The 19,856-nt window shown below is 63.2% G+C and carries 19 protein-coding genes; 6 read left to right on the top strand and 13 right to left on the bottom strand.

The window, feature by feature from the left end; all coding sequences use genetic code 11:
• Nucleotides 1–58: 58 nt before the first annotated feature.
• A complete protein-coding gene (locus THIVI_RS24405; RefSeq protein WP_014777240.1) occupies nt 59–217 on the top strand; it encodes a hypothetical protein in 159 nt (52 codons plus the stop codon).
• On the opposite strand, the gene THIVI_RS03370 is transcribed toward THIVI_RS24405, so the two are convergent.
• The 3 genes from THIVI_RS03370 to folP form a co-directional block, all read right to left on the bottom strand.
• The gene (locus THIVI_RS03370) at nt 214–2,664 is read right to left on the bottom strand and encodes a penicillin-binding protein 1A (protein WP_342610441.1); all 2,451 of its coding nucleotides are present in this window, start codon (nt 2,662–2,664) and stop codon (nt 214–216) included. The two genes, THIVI_RS24405 and THIVI_RS03370, sit on opposite strands and share 4 nt — an antisense overlap.
• Nucleotides 2,665–2,942: 278 nt before the next feature.
• Entirely contained in the window at nt 2,943–3,611 is a 669-nt protein-coding gene (mtgA, locus tag THIVI_RS03365; RefSeq protein WP_014777238.1) for a monofunctional biosynthetic peptidoglycan transglycosylase, read from the bottom strand.
• A 43-nt stretch (nt 3,612–3,654) separates the two neighbouring features.
• Nucleotides 3,655–4,503: a dihydropteroate synthase gene (folP, locus tag THIVI_RS03360; RefSeq protein WP_014777237.1), complete on the bottom strand. Its 849-nt coding sequence runs from the start codon at nt 4,501–4,503 to the stop codon at nt 3,655–3,657.
• Nucleotides 4,504–4,677: 174 nt separating this feature from the next.
• Between folP and THIVI_RS03355 the strand changes: the two genes are divergently transcribed.
• Both THIVI_RS03355 and THIVI_RS03350 read left to right on the top strand, forming a co-directional pair.
• A complete protein-coding gene (locus tag THIVI_RS03355) occupies nt 4,678–5,040 on the top strand; it encodes a hypothetical protein (protein ID WP_014777236.1) in 363 nt (120 codons plus the stop codon).
• 61 nt (nt 5,041–5,101) lie between these two features.
• Nucleotides 5,102–5,464, top strand: coding sequence for a PilZ domain-containing protein (locus THIVI_RS03350; protein ID WP_245537367.1), 363 nt, complete (start codon nt 5,102–5,104; stop codon nt 5,462–5,464).
• Here THIVI_RS03350 and THIVI_RS03345 read toward each other — a convergent pair.
• Nucleotides 5,454–6,224 carry a type III pantothenate kinase gene (locus THIVI_RS03345; protein WP_014777234.1) on the bottom strand — a complete coding sequence of 257 codons (771 nt, stop codon included), beginning with the start codon at nt 6,222–6,224 and terminating at the stop codon, nt 5,454–5,456. The two genes, THIVI_RS03350 and THIVI_RS03345, sit on opposite strands and share 11 nt — an antisense overlap.
• Nucleotides 6,225–6,533: 309 nt before the next feature.
• Between THIVI_RS03345 and THIVI_RS03340 the strand changes: the two genes are divergently transcribed.
• Nucleotides 6,534–7,643 (top strand): IS5 family transposase, encoded by a 1,110-nt coding sequence (locus THIVI_RS03340; protein ID WP_041447215.1) that lies wholly within the window; start codon nt 6,534–6,536, stop codon nt 7,641–7,643.
• Nucleotides 7,644–7,658: 15 nt separating this feature from the next.
• On the opposite strand, the gene birA is transcribed toward THIVI_RS03340, so the two are convergent.
• The 6 genes from birA to queA form a co-directional block, all read right to left on the bottom strand.
• Nucleotides 7,659–8,651, bottom strand: a complete 993-nt coding sequence (gene birA / locus THIVI_RS03335; RefSeq protein ID WP_014777233.1) for a bifunctional biotin--[acetyl-CoA-carboxylase] ligase/biotin operon repressor BirA — start codon at nt 8,649–8,651, stop codon at nt 7,659–7,661.
• A 7-nt stretch (nt 8,652–8,658) separates the two neighbouring features.
• The gene (locus tag THIVI_RS03330) at nt 8,659–10,497 is read right to left on the bottom strand and encodes a M61 family metallopeptidase (protein ID WP_014777232.1); all 1,839 of its coding nucleotides are present in this window, start codon (nt 10,495–10,497) and stop codon (nt 8,659–8,661) included.
• A gap of 115 nt (nt 10,498–10,612) precedes the next feature.
• Nucleotides 10,613–10,885, bottom strand: a complete 273-nt coding sequence (locus tag THIVI_RS03325) for an RNA recognition motif domain-containing protein (RefSeq protein WP_014777231.1) — start codon at nt 10,883–10,885, stop codon at nt 10,613–10,615.
• A 203-nt stretch (nt 10,886–11,088) separates the two neighbouring features.
• Nucleotides 11,089–12,408: a DEAD/DEAH box helicase gene (locus THIVI_RS03320; RefSeq protein ID WP_014777230.1), complete on the bottom strand. Its 1,320-nt coding sequence runs from the start codon at nt 12,406–12,408 to the stop codon at nt 11,089–11,091.
• Between the two features lie 352 nt (nt 12,409–12,760).
• Nucleotides 12,761–13,165, bottom strand: a complete 405-nt coding sequence (locus THIVI_RS03315) for an H-NS histone family protein (RefSeq protein WP_014777229.1) — start codon at nt 13,163–13,165, stop codon at nt 12,761–12,763.
• Between the two features lie 217 nt (nt 13,166–13,382).
• Nucleotides 13,383–14,414: a tRNA preQ1(34) S-adenosylmethionine ribosyltransferase-isomerase QueA gene (gene queA, locus THIVI_RS03310; RefSeq protein ID WP_041446802.1), complete on the bottom strand. Its 1,032-nt coding sequence runs from the start codon at nt 14,412–14,414 to the stop codon at nt 13,383–13,385.
• Nucleotides 14,415–14,670: 256 nt separating this feature from the next.
• Here queA and THIVI_RS03305 point away from each other — a divergent pair, with 256 nt between their 5' ends.
• Together THIVI_RS03305 and THIVI_RS03300 are read left to right on the top strand one after the other, a co-directional pair.
• Nucleotides 14,671–15,879: an exo-beta-N-acetylmuramidase NamZ family protein gene (locus THIVI_RS03305; RefSeq protein ID WP_014777227.1), complete on the top strand. Its 1,209-nt coding sequence runs from the start codon at nt 14,671–14,673 to the stop codon at nt 15,877–15,879.
• A 158-nt stretch (nt 15,880–16,037) separates the two neighbouring features.
• A complete protein-coding gene (locus THIVI_RS03300; protein WP_245537366.1) occupies nt 16,038–16,601 on the top strand; it encodes a copper-binding protein in 564 nt (187 codons plus the stop codon).
• Between the two features lie 6 nt (nt 16,602–16,607).
• Here THIVI_RS03300 and THIVI_RS03295 read toward each other — a convergent pair whose 3' ends face one another.
• From THIVI_RS03295 to glcE, 3 genes are read right to left on the bottom strand one after another with little or no spacing between them, the layout of a single operon-like run.
• On the bottom strand, nt 16,608–17,522 hold the full coding sequence (locus THIVI_RS03295; protein WP_014777225.1) for a 2-hydroxy-3-oxopropionate reductase: 915 nt from the start codon (nt 17,520–17,522) through the stop codon (nt 16,608–16,610).
• Nucleotides 17,519–18,745 carry a glycolate oxidase subunit GlcF gene (glcF, locus tag THIVI_RS03290; protein ID WP_014777224.1) on the bottom strand — a complete coding sequence of 409 codons (1,227 nt, stop codon included), beginning with the start codon at nt 18,743–18,745 and terminating at the stop codon, nt 17,519–17,521. The genes THIVI_RS03295 and glcF overlap by 4 nt, the downstream gene beginning before the upstream one ends.
• A 9-nt stretch (nt 18,746–18,754) precedes the next feature.
• Nucleotides 18,755–19,837, bottom strand: a complete 1,083-nt coding sequence (gene glcE / locus THIVI_RS03285) for a glycolate oxidase subunit GlcE (RefSeq protein WP_014777223.1) — start codon at nt 19,835–19,837, stop codon at nt 18,755–18,757.
• Between the last annotated feature and the right edge of the window lie 19 nt (nt 19,838–19,856).

Raw genomic sequence — 19,856 nt, 5'->3', positions numbered from 1 at the left:
ACGTAAAAATGCTTTATTCTGTTTGCTTTATCCTCAAACCGAGCGGAAGAGATGTCAAATGGCCAAGCCTAATTATGCGTTTGCAAAACGTCAGAGAGACCTCGCCAAAAAGCAGAAAAAAGAAGAAAAGCAACAGCGGAAGGCCGTGACCACCGAGACGGAAACGCAAGAGACTCAGCTACCGTCGGACACCGACGAGAAAACGACCACGTCCTAAAACAGGTCGTCCATGACTCGCGGCGCCGAGCGTTTGACGGTCGTGGTCGGTTTTCGCGTGGCTGGACCAGCGACCTTGATCGGCTCGGGACCGAGTAGCATTAGGCGGTTTTCCTCCCGCACCATCTCCAGGATTCCGCTCTTGGATTTGGTTTCGGTCCCCCGATTCGGATCGACGCGAACCTGCACCAGACCGGGCGGCGGCTCAAGCGTGGCGAGCGGCTGATCCTTGAGTGCCTTGCGCATGAAATCGATCCACATTCCCAGCGCGGCCTTGCCGCCCTCCTCCCCCCGGCCAAGCTTGCCGAAGTCGTCGAAGCCCATCCAGGCAATCGTTACGAAGTTGGCCTGATAGCCCGCGAACCAGGAATCGCGGACATCGTTGGTCGTGCCGGTCTTGCCGACAATATCCTCGCGATTCAGCTTCTTGGCGCGCGTCCCCGTGCCATGCTCCACCACTTCACGCAGCAGCGAGGTCATCTGATAGGCAATCCGCGGATCGATCGCCTGCTCCGCGGGATTGCTCGGTTGGAGTCCCTGGGTGCTGGCCGTCGCCGTTCCGGTGCGGTACCAGCAATCGGCGCAGGCTTGCGGCGGATTGGCCTCGAAGACGATCCGACCGTTGCCATCCTCCACGCGCGCAATGAAATAGGGGATGACGTGATAACCGCCGTTCGCAAAGACGGCATAACCCTCGGCGAGTTTGACCGGCGAGAGTTCGCCGGTACCGAGCGCCATCGAGAGGCCCAGCGGCAGGGCTTCGAGATCGAAGCCAAAGCGGCGGAGATAAGTCTGGGCCTCCTCGATGCCGACGCTCTGCAACAGATTGATGCTGGCCAGGTTACGCGAAAGCGCCAGGGCCTTGCGCATGCGGATCGGCCCGAGTTCCTTGTGGTCGGCGTTTTTGGGGTTCCAGCGCTCGTTGCCGGGTATCTTGACCGCCTGGTCCTTGAGCAGACTGGCCGGGGTCCAGCCTTTGTCGAGCGCGGCGGCATAGATGAACGGCTTGAAACTGGATCCGGGTTGACGGCGCATGTCCACGGCACGGTTGAATTTCGTCTCGTTAAAAGAGTAACCGCCGACCAGCGCGCGCACGGCTCCGTCGCGCGGGGCAATGGACACCAGGGCGCCGCCGACGCGCGGGATCTGACTCAGCTCCCAGCCGCCTTTTTTTGCCCGTCGGAGACGAATCAGGTCGCCCGCGAGCACCGCTCCGGAGGATTTACGCCGCGGACCGTTCCAGCGGGCCAGATTGCGCTGGGTCCGCGCCCAGGAGAGACGGCCTGCGTCCAGCGTGACGCGCTGACCCTGGCCAAGATAAATCTCCGCCCCGGCCGAGGTAACCCCGGTCACCAGCCCTGGCTCCAGCTCCGGGATCCGGACCACTGTCGCCAGATACTCGTCCATCCGTTCCTCTGACATCCCGGCCAGATTCACGACCGCCTCGGGACCGCGATAGCCGTGTCGGCGGTCATATTGACTCAGCGACAGCCGCAGGGAATCCTGGGCCGCGGTCTGCAGCCAGGATTCGACCGTGGTCGTCACCCGATACCCCTGGCTGATCGCGTCCTCGCCGTAAAACCGCAGCATTTCCGAGCGCACCATTTCGGCGATGAAACCAGCGTCCAGCTCTGGCTGACGGCGTTGCAGGAGCGCGGTATCGGGCGCATTGAGGGCGATCTCATAGCGATTCGTGTCGATGTAGCCGAGTTCGCGCATCCGCCCCAAGATGTAATCGCGCCGCTCCAGCGCGCGGGCCGGATTCGTCACCGGATTGTTCGTGGACGGGGCCTTGGGAATGCCCGCCAGCATCGCCGCCTCGGCCTCGGTGAGCTCGTCGAGGCGCTTGTCGTAATACAAGGATGCGGCGGCGGAGATGCCGTAAGCGCGATGTCCGAAGAAAATCTGGTTCAGATAGAGTTCCAGGATCTCGTCCTTGGTCAGGGCCTGCTCGACATGCAACGTCAGCAGCACCTCCATGAGCTTGCGCTGAAAGGTCTTTTCCGGTGACAGGAAAAAATTGCGTGTGACCTGCATGGAGATGGTACTGCCGCCCTGGGCCTTTTCGCCGGTCGTGAGATAACTGATCAAGGCCCGTCCCATGCCGACGGTATCGACGCCGCCATGCTCGAAAAAGCGACTATCCTCGGTGGCGAGAAAGGCATTGACCACCAGCGGCGGAATCTCGCCGATGGCCACCGGACGGCGACGCTCGATGCCAAACTCCGAGATAAGCGCGCCATCGGCGCTGAAGACTCGCAGCGGTTCCTGAAACTGAACCGTGCGCAGACTCTCGACATCCGGCAGATCGGGAAGGGTCACGCTGATGAAAACCGCCAGGCCCAGCAGGCCCAGAGCCAGCAGTTGCAGGGGCATGCCCAGGAGACCCAGGAAATGGCCCAGCCAGCCCAAAAAGGAGCGCGGCGCACGCTTGGCTGGACGCGGCAAGCGGGTTTTGCGCCGGGATGCCGTACTCGCCTGCCGAGACACGTCCGGTTCTGCAGAGATGTCTGGCGGGGTGTGCGGGGAAGACGTCGACGTCGCCCGGTTGGGTTGTGGTTCCAAATTTCACTCCGCCCGCTTCGGACAAGCCGATGAAAATGGGGCTTTTTAAGATGATAGATATCGCAATGGTCTGTCGCTGGGATTGTACATCAAGGTCGATGTCGCCCGAATTCCAAACGCCCGCACCCCAGCAATTCTTAGTTTGAACGTCACTGTATCGCCTACAGCCGTTTCAGATACTCTAACCCACCGAGTTGCCGCATCTGGCGTCCAATCCAGGCGGCGCGTCGTTTGACGCGCGCGGACGGCGCGTCCAGGCGATAGAGGATCGGGTTTGGCAACACGGCTGCAAGCAAGGCCGCATCCTGGAAGCCGAGATCCGAGACATGGCGACCCAGATAACGCCCGCTAGCGGCGCCAACGCCATAGGTATCGGGGCTAAATTGGGCGATGTTGAGATAGACCTCCAGGATTCGCTGCTTTGACCAGAAGGTTTCGAGCAGGATGGTGAACCAGACCTCCAACCCCTTGCGCAAATAGTCGCGACCAGACCAGAGAAAGAGATTTTTGGCCGTCTGCTGGGTGATGGTGCTGGCGCCGCGCAGCCGCCCCCCATCCTGGAACGTCGCCAACGCCCGGCGAATTTCCACCAGATCGAAGCCACGATGGGTGGGAAAGCGCTGATCCTCGGCGGCAATCGCGGCCAGCGCCACGGGGAGCGGTATCAACTCCCAATCGACCCAGCGATGGAAGACGGATGGCGCGTTGCCCGACGTAACGCGGCTCGCGATCCAGTGTGTCGCCATGACTGCGGAGGTTGGCGGATTCACCCAACGCAACAGGAGTACCGCCGCCATCGACAGCAACAGGACGCCCGCGACAAGGGCCATCGCCCCTTTCGCAACGGCTCGCAGTCTGCGCTTCCATGGCACCTCAGACCGCATGGCGGATCGCCCAGGCAAGATCGGCGGCCTGACGATTCCCGGCCACGTCATGGACCCGAAACACCTGAACGCCGGCCATGACGCCAATGGCGGTGGTGGCACAGGTCGCGGGCATCAGGGCCGCGGGATCGAGCCCGCCGCAGAGGGTGGCCATGAAACGTTTTCGACTGGTTCCAAGCAGGATTGGAAATCCCAGCGCCACCAACTCCCGAAGTCCCGCCAACAAGGCCAGATTGTGCTCCATGCGTTTCCCGAACCCGATCCCCGGATCGAGCAGGATCCGGTCCTCGCGAATTCCCGATGCCAGCGCGGCATCCGCGCGGGCCGCGAGAACGTCACGAACCTCGCGCACGACATCCGTGTAGCTCGGACTGTCCTGCATGTCTTGGGGTCGGCCCTGACGATGCATCAGCACGATCGGCGCACCGGACTCTGCCGCCAACGGCAGCATCCGAGGGTCGTCGCATCCGGCCGAGGTATCGTTGATCCAGCTTGCCCCCGCCGCGAGCGCGGCACGGGCGACCTGGGCCGAGGTGGTGTCGATACTGATGGGCACGGCGGCCGGAATCCGTTCATGCAAGCGCCGGATCACGTCCAGGACGCGCCGCTCCTGTTCGTCCGCGGGAACCGGCCGCGCACCGGGACGAGTCGATTCGCCGCCCACATCGATGAGATCAGCGCCCTGATCGACCAAGGCGAGGCCCTGAACGACGGCGGCCTCCAGGTCGAGATAGCGGCCCCCGTCCGAGAAGCTGTCCGGGGTGACGTTGAGAATTCCCATGAGACGAGGCGGACGCTGGACCGGCGGATCCTGAGTAAGTCGTGAAAAGGTCTTCATGGATGGCACTCCCATTTGATAGTCTTTGGCGCTCCGAGAAGGAAGCGCGCATGATTCCGCCCGCGCGGCGCATCATGCCACGGGGGGATGAGCCCGGTGCAGCATCGCGAAGCCTGTCGGCAGCGGGAAAACGGCTCCTGGATTCACGCCGATATCAACCGAGATTCGTGCCTCATGACACAAGCCCCGACGTCCCGATATGCCCTGCTGGCCACCGTTGCGCTGATCGCCGGTTGCGCGAGCAGCGGCCCGGTCGGGCCAGCGCGGCCGGTTCACACCCCCTCGGAGGCCGGGCATCTCACCCTGCTTCGGGACGGCTCGCTGGTTGGACTCTGGGCGCCCATGCGGGTGAGGCTCGATCAAGATGACCTCTTTCGGCTGGGCCGCAACCAACAGGTCAGCCTTCAACTCGATCCTGGCGACTATCTCCTGGAATACTCCATCGGTTTCAACAACTGCAGCCGGGTGATTCACCTCAAACCCAGGCAGGTCTTTCGTCTGCGGTTACTGCCGAACTGCATGATGTACGAGGAATAACGATCGAGCACGATCAGTTTTTTCAACCATAACAAGGGTGGACGGATCGATGATGTCGAAGATGAACGTCGATGAACGCAGGGGGGCCGAGCGCGTGTCCTGGGAATATCAAGCCAGTCTCTTGCCGCTGACCCTGGAACCGAAGGCGCCAGCGGTGGGCATGCATCCTGTCACGGGACAGAATATCAGCGAGGGGGGGCTTCAGGTTCGCAGCACTCGCCTGTTCGCGCTCCACGCGAATCTGCTGGTGGAAATGCAGTCTCCCGAGCATCCAGAGGGTATTCAGGCCGTTGGTTCGGTCGCCTGGATCTCGCCGGGTGCCGCAGAGGATCAGTGGTATCTCGGCATCGAATTCTCGGATGTCGGAGATGGCGCACTGCACAGCATCCGCGCCCTGACGCACCTGTCATCCATCAACCGCTGAGCGGAATCCGTTCTGCCACCTGGAGCAACCCGCGCAGCACCAGATCCGGAATTTCCTGGAACGGCCGATCGAGCGCCGACCGCAGCCGTTGCGCATCGCCACCCGTCAACAGCAGACGGGGAGTCGCGCCGGCCTGTTCGGTCAGACGGTCCAATAAGCGCCTCGCAAGCGCGGCAATTGCCTGGACACTGCCGGCGGCCACCGCAGTGCCGGTATCCTGTGCCCAGGGATCGCCGACCGGTTCGGACTCGATACGCGGAATCTGCGTGCCAGCCAGGAGACTGTTGCGCATCATCTCGATGCCCGGAAGGATTAGACCGCCCAGATGACGCCCATCGGCCAGCAGCAGGTCGAAGGTGGCCGCGGTTCCGGCATCGAGAATCAGCGTGGGCTGCCGTGGCGCTGTCCCGGCATCGTCGAGCGCGGGCGCATGAGCCGCGATCAGCGTCAGCCAGCGATCAACCCCGAAACGCGCTGGCTCGGCATAGGCGATCCGCACCCCGCCGAAGTCAGCGCGGGTGCTGACGAACTCCGGATCCAGCCCCCAGTAGGCGCGGGTCACCCGCCGCAGCGATTCCGCCACCGCCGCGCCGCCGACATTGCTGACGAGGATGCGAGAGGGCGCCCCGAGCGCTTCCCAGGCGGCGAGCAGATCCAGCGTCATGCCGCCGCCATGGCGCAGAATCCGCACCTCCCCAAGCCGTCCGGCCGCCTGGGTGGTCCAGCGCAGATTTGTGTTTCCAATATCCAGCAACAACATGAGTAAAAACCCCTTGGGTGATTTCCGGAAAACGTCTTATCCACCGGTGGCTCTGACCGCCTAACGGCAGTCGGCTTGAAGGATTGATGCTCGCGACCCGCAATCGGGCCTTTGCGACGTTCGACTGTCGCACGCTTTGGTGATTGCCGTATGTTACGTCGCGGGGCCTGATTGATCTGCGTCGCGGGGCCTGATTGATCTGGACGCCGTCGGCCTGCACGAAAATTTTACCGCGATCTGAGAGGGTGTAGACAAAAATAATTGAGCTGCTATTTGTATACCAGTCTACAACTGAGCTGGTGTGCGCTGATGTCGAAAGCTGGTCGTCCCCCCAAGATTCACGAGGCGGAGCAAGCGGTATTGCGTCAAATTGTCACGGATCGCCCGACCTCCACGCTGTCAGAGATTGCCCGGGAACTCGCGGCACGGACGGGAATCGAGGCTCATGAAGCCACGATTCGCAAGTCCTTGCGGGAGGCGGGCGTCACGCGCCTCCGGGGCGAGAGTGGTCTCGAGGCGCAAGCGCGCGCAACGCCGCGTCGGTATGGGTATACGGATGCGCATCGTCGCCACGACCCCGACCAAAGCTACCCAAGTTGTCTGACCGATGCGGAGTGGGACTTGGTCGCCGCTCTCTTTGAGATGCCGGGCGGGCGGGGTCAACCGCCCCGCGTGTCGCGCCGGAGCATCCTGGAGGCGTGTTGCTACGTGGTGCGCACGGGGTGCGCGTGGCGGATGCTGCCGCACGATTTCGCGCCTTGGCAGAATGTCTACAAGACGTTTCGCCGTTGGAGTGCGGCTGGGAAGTTTGAGCAGATGCATGATCGACTGCGGGGGCAATGGCGCGAACGCGAGGGGCGTGAGATCGCGCCGACGGCGGCGGTGCTGGATGCGCAATCGACCCGCGGCTCGCCGCAGGGTGGACCGAGCGGCTTTGATGCGGGCAAGCAGGTCAAGGGGCGCAAGCGCAGCCTGGTGGTCGATACCTTGGGGTTCGTGTTGGCGGTGAGCGTGGTCGCGGCCAATCTTCAGGACCGCGATGCCGCCTCGGGCGCCGTCGCTGACGCGGCCGCCAAGTACCCCCAGATCAACACGCTGTTTGTCGATAGCGCCTACGCCGGTCAATTTGCCCAAACCACCGAGCAGACCCACGCGATCCGCGTGGAAGTCGTGCGCCATCCAGCCAACAAAAGCGTTGGCTCCTGGCACGTGGACGGGGCGCCTGACCGAGTGGTGATCGCCAACGCCGACGGCTTCGTTCCGCTGCCGAAGCGCTGGGTTGTCGAGCGCACCCATGCGTGGAATGAGCGTGCCCGTCGATTGATCATGCATCATGACCGTCTGCCAGCGGTCTCCGAAACCTGGGTTTGGCTGGCGGAGGCGCGCATCCTGCTGCGGCGGTTGACCACAACGGTTTGATTTTGTCTACACCCTCTAAGGCCGCAAACTCACCTCACCGGCCTGAAACCGCCTGAGTCCGTCGGCCGTTTCCAATTGCAGGGATCCGTCGCTGGCAATTCCGGCATGAATTCCCTCGATTCCCCGATGCGTGCCGGTCTCGGCCCCGCTCAACAAGCGGACCGGTTGGCCCAGGAAGGCATCGAAGCGGCGCCATTGGTCGAGAAAGGGTTCCAGTCCCTCGCGCCCGAAGGTCTCCAAGGCCGCCAGCAATGCCTCCAGCAGTCGCGCCACCAGTTCATTGCGGCTGAGCGGACGCCCATCCAGCACCTGATGCAGATCCGTCCAGGGTTGATCGATGTCGCTCCCCTGCGCCGGATCCATGCGCAGATTGATGCCGACCCCAACCACCAGATGGCTCGGTCCCTGCGACTCGCCCGCCACCTCCAGCAGCAGACCCGCGAGCTTGCGGCCATGCCAAAGCAAATCGTTCGGCCACTTCAGGGCCAGATCCCTGGCCCCAGCGGTCCGCAGGACATTCGCCACCACGGCGCCAGCGGCAAGACTCGCCCCGCCGAGCGCCGAGGGGGCCAGTGGCGTGCGCCACAGCAAGGAGAGATAGAGATTGACGCCAAACGGCGAGACCCAAACGCGGCCCCGCCGTCCGCGACCGGCACTCTGGCGCTCGGCCAGACAGGCAGTGCCGGATGGCGCCCCGGCGGCCGCCTCGCGCATCAGAAACGCATTGGTGGAATCGATCTGGTCATGGATCTCCAGACACGCCAGTCCGGCGCGTCCCGCCAGCGACAGGGACGCCAGGATACGCTCGGTATCCAGGAGTTCGAGGGACGCGGGCAGACGGTAGCCACGTCCGCGCACGGATTCCAGCGCGAGCCCGTAGTGTTCGGCGGACTTGCGCAAGGCTTTCCAGACCGCGACGCGACTGATCCCCAAGTGCCGGGCAATCGCCTCGCCGGAATGAAACTGACCGTCGGCGAGCAGGCGGATGAGTGCGAGATGACGTTCCACGGCAGACTCACGCAAGGCTGGCAAGCCAGGCGGCGCGGGCTTGCGCGACCCTGTCGGACACGGGGTCCAGCAGCGTCAGTTCGCAGGTATCGGCGCTCGCGGGCTGAGGGTCGGCGGTCAGGGTCATCAATTCGTCGCGCCGGAACAGATGCAGCGGGACGCCGCCGGGCTGTCCGGCAGCGCGCGCGACCAATCGGTCCAGGTTGTCGGCGGTCGCGCGCAAGCCGTCGACCGCGATCAGCAGATCGCCCGGCGCCAGACCGGCGCGCTCGCCCGCGCCGCCCGAGATAACGTGCTGAATCGTTGCCTCGGCGCCGTTCGGACGCAGGCGCACATCGAGCGTCGGTGCGGGGTCGATGGGATCGAAGCCTTCGACACAGCCGCCGGTATCCTTCGCTCCCCGGCTCGGCCGCAGACGCATCCCGACCCCGACGGTCGCGAGCAGCGCCGCCAGGTCGATATCCTCGGTGGAGTCCAGCGCCTGGGCGAAGAATCCATCCAGGTCGAGACCGGAAACGGCGCTGGCGACGTCCTCCACGCCACGTTCCGGCACGCCAATGCCGGTGCGCCCATGGCGGCGCCAGAGTTCGCGCATGACCTCGTCGAGCGAATGGACGCCGTCGGTCCCGTGACGGATGGTCAGATCCAGGGCCAGCGCGACCAGCGCGCCCTTTGCGTAATAGCTGACCAGCGCATTGGGCGCGTTTTCGTCTGGCTTGTAGAACTTGGTCCAGGCATCGAAGCTGGCTTCCGCCAGGGTCTGGACCCGACGCCCAGGGTTGCGCATGACACGGGTGACGGTCGCGGCCAGCAGGCCGAGATAGGTCTTATGGTCGATGCAGCCACTGCGTGCTAGTGTCAGTTCGTCGTAATACGAGGTGATACCCTCGAAGGCCCAGAGCTGACGGGTGTGGACCTCGCGATCCAGAACGCCGTCGACGAACGCCTGGGGTCGGATGCGCTTGACCTGCCAGAGGTGGAAATATTCATGGCTACAGAGTCCGAGCAAACGCTGATAGCCCTCGGACGGCTGGTCTTCGCCTTGCCGAGGCAGGTCGTCGCGCGGGCAGAGCAGGCTAGTGGAGAAACGATGTTCCAGGCCGCCATAGCCATCGCCGACCACGGTCAGTAGAAACAGATAACGGTCGATCGGCAGTTCGCCGAAGGGCGCCGACTGCTGGGCGCAGATCCGTGTCAGATCCCGAAGCAGGCGCGACTCGTCGAACTGGCCGTGGCCGCTGATCGCGATCCGGTGCGGAACCTCCCCGACCGTGAAGGACAGCTGCCGGAAGCAACCCATTTCGACCGGATGATCGATCAGATCGGCGTAATCGTCGGCCCGATAGACGCCGAAGCCCGGCGGCGTTGCATCCAGCGGGCACAGGCTGGTAGCGACCCGCCAGTCCCGACAGTCGGCATCGTCCGGCGGCGCCAGTTCGACCCGGCAGGGGCGGTCTTCCAGACCATGGACGCGCAGCAGCAGACTCGCCCCATTGAAATAGGCGTGGGTGGTATCCAGATGCGCCGCGCGGACCGAAAGCTCCCAGGCAAAAACCTGATACGCGACCGTCACGGCGCCCGTCACGTCCTCACAGAACCAGGTCTGTTTGTCCAGTTTCTCCAGCGCCAATGGCTGACCGTCCGCAGTCCTCGCGGTGACGCCGAGGAGATTGCGCGCGAAGTCGCGAATCAGGTAGCTGCCCGGAATCCAGGCCGGCATGGAGAGCGTCAGCCGTCCGTCCGGCGGACGCGCAATCAGGATCTCGACGCGAAAGAGATGGGCTCGCGGAGCATCCGGCCGAATGCGGTAGGTCAGATCGAAGGACCGGGGCAGAGAATCGAACATGGCGGACATCTGGCTTGAGAAACGAGCCGATACGGTAACAAAAAAATGCCGTCGGATGCGCGGGACGCATCCGACGGCATTCTCCGGGGCACGGCGCCCCGGGGCTTGAGTCGGCTTACCAGCGCGGCCCGCGGGACGGACGTTCCCCACGTGGCTTGGCCTGGTTCACCTTCAGGTTGCGGCCTTTCAGCGGGGTCTCGTTCAGACCCTTGATCGCGGCATCGGCCTCGGCGTTATTCGGCATCTCGACGAAGCCGAATCCCTTGGAGTCACCGGTGAATTTATCGGTGATCAAGTTCACGCTGGAGATTTCGCCATACGCACCAAAGGCGTCACGCAGTTCCTCTTGGGTCACGCCGTAGGCTAGGTTGCCAACATAGATATTCATTATTCAGGTTCCATTGGAGAGGGCATTGAAGAGAAAGAGAGAACGGTCGAAAAATCAATGCGCAACTGATTCGACAGTCTATGCCTCCAACCGCTGGAGACGAAGCTTGCGAGGATGACTTCAGGCGAGACGTTTTCTCGCGCGAACTCCCTCGAACCAGACAATAGTTGAAAAACCTGGCTCGCAATATCCGTACATCTACGCTAGCGCGAGGGCTTGGCCTGGGAAGCCGCATGGGGGCGAGCACGACGTCCCGGCTTCGGTCCCTGCCCTGCCCGCGGATTCGCGTGCGCTCGTACCACCGGCCGATTCTGTCGACGCGCCGCGCCATTGGCATCGGCGGCGCCACGACGCGCACCCGGCCCCGGCTCTGGATCGCAGGGTGGCGGCGTTAAGGATGGCTCGAAGCCCACGACTGGATTCAACGTAATTTGACGCCCCAGCAGGCGCTGGATGCCTTTGAGCAAACCCATCTCGTCATGGCTCACCAGCGAGAGCGCCTGGCCGCCAGCGCCCGCCCGACCCGTGCGGCCGATCCGATGCACATAGTCCTCGGCGACGTTGGGCAGCTCGAAATTCACGACCTGAGGCAGATGCGCGATATCCAGTCCGCGCGCGGCAATATCGGTCGCCACCAGTGCGCGCACGGCGCCGCGCTTGAACTCATCCAGCGCGCGGGTTCGCGCGGATTGGCTTTTATTGCCGTGAATGGCGGTCGCGGCAATCCCTTCCCGCCCCAGATGCTCCGCGAGCCGATTCGCGCCGGCCTTGGTGCGGGTAAACACCAGCACCTGGCTCCAGCCTTCGCGATGAAAGAGATGCGCCAGCAGATCGCGTTTACGCGACTTATCGACCGGGTGCGCGGCCTGAACCACAGTCTCGGCGGCCGTATTGCGGCGGGCGACTTCGATTAATTTGGGACGCGTGAGCAGGTTCTCTGAAAAACGCCGCATGTCGTCGGAATAGGTCGCGGAAAAGAGCAGGTTTTGACGCCGTTCCGGAAGCAGATTGATGATGCGCTTGACATCATGAATGAAGCCCATATCGAGCATGCGGTCGGCTTCATCGAGCACCAGGATTTCGATACGGGATAAATCCAGCGTGCGCTGACCGGCATGATCGAGCAAGCGGCCGGGCGTTGCCACTAAGATATCGACGCCACGATGCAATTGATTGACTTGCGGCTGCATTCCAACTCCGCCGAAAATAACGGTTGAGCGCAGGGACAAGTGAATTCCGTAGGCATGCACGCGTTCGCCAATTTGAGCGGCAAGCTCACGGGTCGGCGTCAGGATCAACGCGCGCGGCTGGCGCTGCGGATGTCCTTTTTCGGCGAGCAATTGCAAAAGCGGCAAAACGAATGCGGCGGTCTTTCCGGTGCCGGTTTGAGCGCCGGCGAGCAAATCATGGCCCGCCAGAATCACGGGAATTGCTTGCGCCTGAATTGGCGTGGGACGGCCATAACGCTGCGACGCGACAGCGCGCAGTAAATCGGCCCGAAGACCGAGTGAATCGAATGACATGAAAACTCCTGAAACCAGCCTAACCCATTCATTGTCATGGGGCCGGTCTAGGCGAAAAAGAGGGGCGTTCGAGGTGATGCCTGGAGAGAGAGAGGATTCAGCCGCGAGACGACGCATCGACCGGATGATGCGAGGAAGGCAGTGTAAGCGGTAATTGGATCAAAAGCTAGTCGCCGAATAAATTAGTTTTCGTCAGATTTTTCGTTCGCCCTTCGACGGCTCGATAAGTTCACGGTTTGGGGGCGAACGGAAAATCTTTCACTTCACGGCATTGCGTGACCGATACCCCGTTCTATCCGCTTAACAGGAATGAAAAGCATGATGGAACGGCATGCCAAATCAAAAAATTTCTTTAACCTTCAATGGCCTGAAGAGAATTTTCCTTAAATGCCTCACGATCGCTTTTTGATTTTGGATCGTAGCCTTGCTCTTGCATCTTCTGCTTCATCCAGCCGGGTAAAACACCCCGAACATAAATGTTCTCGGCATTATCGGGATCGACATAGCGGGTATATTGGCGATCGCTGACAGGCTTCCGCTGCGCGCCCGCGCCCCGCCGACGCTTCGGCGCCACCAACGGCAGAATTTCATCAAATTGATAGCCGTTATCTTCGATCAGACTCCTGATCTGCAGAACTACCTCTTCCCTGCCCTCCTGACGGCGAACTTTCAGGATACGATTTAGCTCAGCCTGCTTGGTTTCGGCTTCATCAAGCTGGCGCTTGATTTCCTCGACGCTAAGATCAGCGTACTCCACTTGCGATACCTCCAACACTTGATAAATCACGATTGAACTGTACGCGGACGGAAATGACCGCGTATGTTTCTAATTTATGCGATTCTTAATAAATGTCAAGAAGCCTATTCAAGTCTTGCGAGGCCGCCGGATTTTCAACCCGACCTAAAAATCTTTCAATGAGTCAAGATTGAGTGTGGCACGCCGTCGTCAAGCGGCGAAAGCGGATAATAATTGCTCAATCGCGACCCTGCCGCGCGAGGAACATCGCATCACCATAGCTAAAGAAGCGATAACGCTCGGCCACCGCGTGACGATAGGCATTCATCATCGGCTGATAACCGACGAACGCCGCGACCAGCATTAATAATGTGGACTCGGGCAGATGAAAGTTGGTCACCATGGCATCGACGACCCGAAAGCGGTAACCCGGACGAATGAATAACCGACTGTCGCCCCGATAAGGTTTGAGTTGACCATCGGCAGCGGCCGTCTCCAGACTGCGCACGCTGGTGGTTCCAACCGCGACGATCCGCCCACCGCGCCGCCGAGCCGTCTCGATACGCGCGCACGCCTCGGCATCTACGTCCAACCATTCGGCATGCATTTCGTGCCGGTCCAGATCATCGACGCGCACCGGCTGAAAGGTTCCCGCGCCGACGTGCAACGTGACTTCCGCCCGTCCCACACCCAAATCGTCCAGTCTTTGCAGCATGGCTGCATCGAAATGCAGACCGGCGGTCGGTGCCGCGACCGCCCCCTCGCGGCGCGCATACAGGGTCTGATACCGAGCCTCGTCGGCAAACTCGTCCGGACGCTGAATATAGGGTGGCAGGGGAATATGGCCCTGCGTGGACATGATCTCGGCAAAGGTCGCGCCGAGCGCCCGCAGACGGTAGAGCGCGCCTTCGCGCAGCATGACGCGCAGTCCGATCCCAGCGGCCAAATCGATCCGCGAACCCGGTTTCGGCGATTTGCTGGCACGGACATGCGCCAGCGCCTCGTCGGGCTCCAGCAAACGCTCGACGAGGATCTCCACCTGACCGCCGGTTTCCTTGCGGCCGTAAAGCCGGGCGCGCATGACACGGGTGTTATTGAAGACGAGCAGATCGTTCGGCCGCAGCAGTCGCGGCAGATCGGCGAACATCCGATCGCGTGGCGCGAACGCGGGCTCCTCCAGCATCAGCATCCTTGCCCCGGCACGTTCGGCAAGCGGTCGCTGGGCGATCAGATCGGGCGGGAGATCATAGTGGAAGTCGGAGCGGCGCATGGGATCAAGCGCCCGGCGCGGCAGGCGGGGTATGCGCTTCGGCTCGGATTCGCCAAGCCCCATCCGCCTCGCCGCGAACGCGGTTTGCGTGTTTCGTTGTCTGCATACTGTCAACCGCGCCTCGGTGATCGCCGTGCGTTTTACCGCCGAATGCGATTTACGTGAATGGTCTTGCCTGCCCCGACACTCGGATTCGCCACTGATTTCAGATTATCATGCCTGGCCTGCCGCACGCCCCGACTGAGGTTCGACAAACATGATACAACTCGGCATCGATCGCCTGCTGGAGATTCCCGATCTGCGTAAACCGCTCTGGGGCCGGCGCGTCGCCTTTCTGGGCCATCCCGCCTCGGTCACCGCGACGGGTCTGCACAGTCTGGACGCACTCATGGCCTTAGGCGAGTTGAACATCGTGGCCGCGTTCGGCCCCCAACATGGCATGCGTGGCGACAAGCAGGACAATATGGTCGAAACCCCGGACGCGATCGATCCGCGTCACGGGATTCCTGTCTATAGCCTGTACGGCAACGTGCGTTATCCGACCGCGGACATGCTCGACAGTTTCGACGTACTTCTCGTGGATCTGCAAGATATCGGAACCCGCATCTATACCTACGTCACGACCCTGGGCTATCTCATCGATGCCTGCGCCGCTGCCGGCAAGGGACTCTGGATCCTGGATCGTCCCAATCCGGCCGGACGCCCGATCGAGGGAACCATCCTGGAGCCAGGCTGGGAAAGCTTCGTTGGGGCTGGATCGCTCATCATGCGCCACGGACTGACCCTCGGCGAACTGGCCAAATGGTTCGTCGCCGAACGCGGCTGCGCCCTGGATCTCCATCTGGTCGCGATGGAGGACTATCGCCCCACCGAAGGCCCGGGATTCGGCTGGCCGATCATGGAGCTGTCCTGGGTCAATCCCAGCCCCAATGCCTCCAGCCTGAACATGGCCCGCTGTTTCCCCGGCACCGTGCTCCTCGAAGGTACGACGCTCTCCGAAGGCCGCGGCACGACGACCGCGCTGGAACTGGTTGGCGCGCCCGACCTGGCGATCGAGCGCATCCTCAAGCGGATGCGGGACACCTGCCCGAGCTGGACCGAAGGCGCCTTGATGCGGCCCTGCTGGTTCGAGCCGACCTTTCACAAACATGCCGGCCAGCTTTGCTCGGGATTTCAGATTCACACCGACAACGCCAACTATCGGCATGATCGATTTCGTCCCTATCGACTGATCGCGCTGTTGCTCAAGTGTCTGCGTCTGGAAGATCCGGATTACCCGCTCTGGCGCGACTTCCACTACGAATACGAAACCGAGCGGCTGGCCATCGACCTGCTCGCCGGCGGCCCCTTTCTGCGCGAATGGGTCGATGACCCGGAAGGTCAGCCCGGCGATCTGGAGCGACGCCTGCTCGCCGACGAGGAACGCTGGGCCGAGATCAGCGCGCCGCTGCGGATCTATGCTTAAAAACACCGATAAGCCTTAACGGATCCTTAATTCTTGTTGGGCATCTTTCGCGGTTGCGGCTTAACGCAACGCAAGGTACCTTGCACAGGCTCCAAGTCCTCGCTCGCCAAATCTACCAAACCTCATTTGCAACGGAACCTCGACCAATGAAAAAAAGAATGTCTGGTTTCCCCCTTGCCTGCGCCATGATCTGCGCAACCGCCACACTCGCGCCCGCCGCCTTTGCCGCAACCGAGACCATCCCGGTCACGGGAGCCCTGACCACCAGCGAACTGACGGGGACCGTCACCGTCGTCGATCAGGAACGGCGCATGCTGACCATCCAAACACCGGAAGGGACGTTTGAAGTCATCCATGTGCCGGATCAGGTCACGCGTCTCGACCAGGTCAAGATCGGTAACAAACTGACCATCAACCAAACGGATGCCGTCGTGGTCGATCTGCAGAAAGGGCCGGGAACCGGATCCGTGAGCGTCACCAAGGAGACGGTCACCGAGCGCGCGCCTGGGAACAAACCCGGCGGCACGATCGTCAACACCATGACCCGCTCCGGTCGGGTCGAGGCGGTGGACAAGGCCAATTCCACGGTCACGGTGCGCGGTCCCACACAAACGCAGACCTACACGGTGCGCGATCCCGCCCTGCTCAATTCGGTCGTGCCAGGCGATGGCGTGGTTCTGACCTACATGCACGTTCTGCGTGGCGAGGTCAAATTCCGCTGAATCTCGTCAGGGATTCGAGTCGTCGCGGCCCGAACGCTTCGCCGCGCCAGCATTCATCCCGAGCAGCACCCGATAGAGCGCCGACGAATCCAACTCGCCCAACCCCTGTTCGACCAGCGCGCTCAACGCTTGGTCGAGCAGGGCCACGGACGGCAGGTTCAGGCCCAGTTCCCGAACGGTCTCGGTGACGATACGCAGATCCTTCCGGTGCAGCCGCGCCTTGAATCCGGGGCTAAAATCCCCGTCGATCATCCGCTGGCCGTGGACCTCCAGGACACGACTGCTGGCGAACCCACCCAGCAGCGCCTCGCGGACTTTCGCGGGATCCACCCCGGCGGCCTGGGCCAGTAACAGCGCCTCGGCCACCCCGGCGATGGTCGCGCCGACCAGGATCTGATTGCAGGATTTGCAGACCTGACCGGCGCCATGATCGCCGATGCGAACGATATTCCCGCCCATGATTTCAAGGAGATACCGCACCCGCTCGAAAGCAGCCACCGAGCCGCCCACCATAATGGAAAGGGTTCCGTTGACCGCCCCCGCCTCGCCGCCCGAGACCGGCGCGTCCAGCATCTCGACGTCCCGCCCGCGCAATCGTTCGGCGATGACACGGGTCGCAGAGGGCGAAATGGTGCTCATGTCCACCACCACCGCGCCCGCGCGCGCGCCTTCGATCACGCCGTTTGCGCCCAGGATCACCGCCTCGACATCCGGAGTGTCCGACACCATGGTGAAAATCACGTCCGCCTGACAGGCCACCTCGGCGGGACTCGCGCAGGTCCGCGCGCCCGCCTCCGCCAACGGGCGCATGGACTCCGCCCGGCGCGCATACACCGCCAGATCGAAGCCCGCACGTCGCAGGTTTAGGGACATCGGGCGGCCCATGATGCCCAAGCCGATAAAGCCGATGCGGTCCGTCATGCGCTTTCTGCCTCCGGTCGATCCAGTAATTCCAGCCAGTGCACCACGGGGGTTGTGGTTCCCGCCTCCAGATGGAGCTGGCAGCCGATATTGGCGGTCGCGATCACCTCGGGCGTCTCGGATTCCAGCGCAGCGATCTTGTTGCGCCGCAACTGCTCGGACAGCGCCGGCTGGGTAATGGAATAAGTGCCGGCGGACCCGCAGCACAGATGGCCGTCCGGAACGCTCGTCATAGTAAACCCGAGCCGCATCAGAATCGGCTCGACCACCTGCTTGAGCTGCTGACCGTGTTGCAGGGTGCAGGGCGAATGGAAGGCGACCCGACGCCCCTGCCCCGGCGCGCCCAGGGCCGACAGATCCTCCCGACCCAGAATCTCGGCGGGATCGCGCGCCAGCGCGGCGACCCGCGCGGCCTTCGCAGCATAGTCCGGGTCATGAGCGAGCGCCTCGCCATATTCCTTGACCATGGCGCCGCAACCGCTCGCGGCGATCAGAATCGCCTCGCAGCCGGACTCGATCTCGGGCCACCAGGCGTCGATGTTCCGGCGCATCGCGGCCAGCCCCGCCTCCCGGTCGCTGAGATGATAGGCCGCCGCGCCGCAGCAGCCCGCCTCGGGCGTCACCCGCAGGTCGATCCCGAGACGCGACAGAATCCGCGCGGCGGCGGCATTGGTCAGCGGCGTGGACACCGACTGCACGCAGCCGGCCAGCGCCAGCACGCGCCGGCGGCCGGTCGGCGCGGGCCAGTCGCCCGGCGGACGCGGCGTCGTGACCTTGGCCTTGAGGGTCGCTGGCAGCAGCGGCGCAACCAGACGCGCGAGCCGCATCAACGGACCGAACCGCGTCGGATAGGGGACGATGCCAATCAGCGCCTTGCGCAAGAGTCGCTCGACGAAAGGCCGCTCGACCCGTTCTTCGACCAGATGCCGGCCGATCTCCGCCAGTCGCGCGTAACGCACCCCAGAGGGACAGGTGGTCTCGCAGGCGCGGCAGGTCAGGCAACGGTCGAGATGTTGCTGGGTCACGCGGGTCGGCGTCTGACCTTCCAGCACCAGTTTGATCTGATAAATGCGTCCGCGCGGGCCGTCCAGTTCGTCGCCCAGCAATTGATAGGTCGGACAGGTCGCGGTGCAGAACCCGCAGTGCACGCAACTGCGCAGGATGGCGTCGGCCTCGCGCCCCTCCGGGGTACGCATGAATTCGGGCAGGATCTCGGTTTGCATGGCGGATTCTCACAGCCCCGCGTACAGCCGTCCGGGGTTCAGAATGCCCCCCGGATCGAAGGACTGTTTCAGTTGACGATGCAGCCGCATCAGCCCATCGGGCAGCGGGTGAAAGACCTCGCCGGCCCGATCCCCGCCGCGAAACAGAGTCGCATGCCCACCAACCGCCGCGACGCGCTCCCGGATGGTCGTGCCGTCCGCCGCGTCGCCGCGCAGCCAGCGTTGCGACCCGCTCCATTCGATCATCTGCCGGCCGGGCAATGCCAGGTCGGGCGTCGCCGGGGGAAGCGAAACCCGCCACAGCGGTTGATCTCCCGCGAAAAACGAATGCCCCTGCTCGCGCACCCGATCACGCCAGAAGGCATCGGCCAGGGCGTCATCCACCCGTTCGCCGCCGAGACGACCCAACACCTCGTCGACGCCCTGAGCGGCGCCGGACAGACGCACCCACAGCCGTTCGCCATCGCAGCAGGTCGCCGTGATCGGCAGCGGTTTCAAGGCCCAGGCATTCATCCGGGCCAGGGCCTCCGTCAGCGAACAGTCTTGGACGGCAGTCCGCGTGACGGGTGGCACGGGCATGACCTTGAGACTGACATCCAGCAGGATACCGAGCGTCCCCAGCGCGCCGACCATCAACCGCGAGACATCGTAACCAGCGACGTTTTTCATCACCTCGCCGCCGAAACGCAGCACCTCGCCGCGTCCGGTCAACACCCGCGCGCCCAGCACCAGATCCCGCGCCGCGCCACCGCTTGGCCGCGCCGGGCCGGACAGAGCGCAGGCGACGGTGCCGCCCAGGGTGGCGTCGCGACGGTCGGTCGCGAAGTGCGGCGGCTCGAAGGGCAGCATCTGTCCGTGCTCGGCCAGCGCGGATTCGATCTCGGCGAGCGTCGTCCCGCCGCGCGCAGTGATGACCAACTCCTGGGGTTGATAATTCAGGATGCCGGCATGGCCGGACAGCGCCAGCGTTTCTCCCGCGCCGACGCGGCCGAAAAATGACTTGGTGCCATGGCCGAGCAGCGCTAGCGGCGTGCCGGCCGCCAGCGCGGCACGCACGCGGTCCTGTAATTCAGTCGTCAGATCGTGATTCACCGAGTGTCCTCAAGCCATG

The organism is Thiocystis violascens DSM 198 (assembly GCF_000227745.2).
Lineage (GTDB): Bacteria > Pseudomonadota > Gammaproteobacteria > Chromatiales > Chromatiaceae > Chromatium > Chromatium violascens.
Note: the sequence above shows the minus strand (reverse complement) of the source record. Positions and strands in the feature narration are given on the sequence as shown.

Bases quoted from the DNA above. Each gene is read 5' to 3' on its own strand.
- THIVI_RS03345 (WP_014777234.1), bottom strand. From the start codon at position 6,224: ATGTTGTTGCTGGATATTGGAAACACAAATCTGCGCTGGACCACCCAG.
- queA (WP_041446802.1), bottom strand. From the start codon at position 14,414: ATGCGCCGCTCCGACTTCCACTATGATCTCCCGCCCGATCTGATCGCC.
- mtgA (WP_014777238.1), bottom strand. From the start codon at position 3,611: ATGGCCCTTGTCGCGGGCGTCCTGTTGCTGTCGATGGCGGCGGTACTC.
- THIVI_RS24405 (WP_014777240.1), top strand. From the start codon at position 59: ATGGCCAAGCCTAATTATGCGTTTGCAAAACGTCAGAGAGACCTCGCC.
- THIVI_RS03330 (WP_014777232.1), bottom strand. From the start codon at position 10,497: ATGTTCGATTCTCTGCCCCGGTCCTTCGATCTGACCTACCGCATTCGG.
- folP (WP_014777237.1), bottom strand. From the start codon at position 4,503: ATGAAGACCTTTTCACGACTTACTCAGGATCCGCCGGTCCAGCGTCCG.
- THIVI_RS03350 (WP_245537367.1), top strand. From the start codon at position 5,102: ATGAACGTCGATGAACGCAGGGGGGCCGAGCGCGTGTCCTGGGAATAT.
- THIVI_RS03325 (WP_014777231.1), bottom strand. From the start codon at position 10,885: ATGAATATCTATGTTGGCAACCTAGCCTACGGCGTGACCCAAGAGGAA.
- glcF (WP_014777224.1), bottom strand. From the start codon at position 18,745: ATGCAAACCGAGATCCTGCCCGAATTCATGCGTACCCCGGAGGGGCGC.
- THIVI_RS03320 (WP_014777230.1), bottom strand. From the start codon at position 12,408: ATGTCATTCGATTCACTCGGTCTTCGGGCCGATTTACTGCGCGCTGTC.
- THIVI_RS03300 (WP_245537366.1), top strand. From the start codon at position 16,038: ATGTCTGGTTTCCCCCTTGCCTGCGCCATGATCTGCGCAACCGCCACA.
- THIVI_RS03305 (WP_014777227.1), top strand. From the start codon at position 14,671: ATGATACAACTCGGCATCGATCGCCTGCTGGAGATTCCCGATCTGCGT.
- THIVI_RS03355 (WP_014777236.1), top strand. From the start codon at position 4,678: ATGACACAAGCCCCGACGTCCCGATATGCCCTGCTGGCCACCGTTGCG.
- THIVI_RS03340 (WP_041447215.1), top strand. From the start codon at position 6,534: ATGTCGAAAGCTGGTCGTCCCCCCAAGATTCACGAGGCGGAGCAAGCG.
- THIVI_RS03295 (WP_014777225.1), bottom strand. From the start codon at position 17,522: ATGACGGACCGCATCGGCTTTATCGGCTTGGGCATCATGGGCCGCCCG.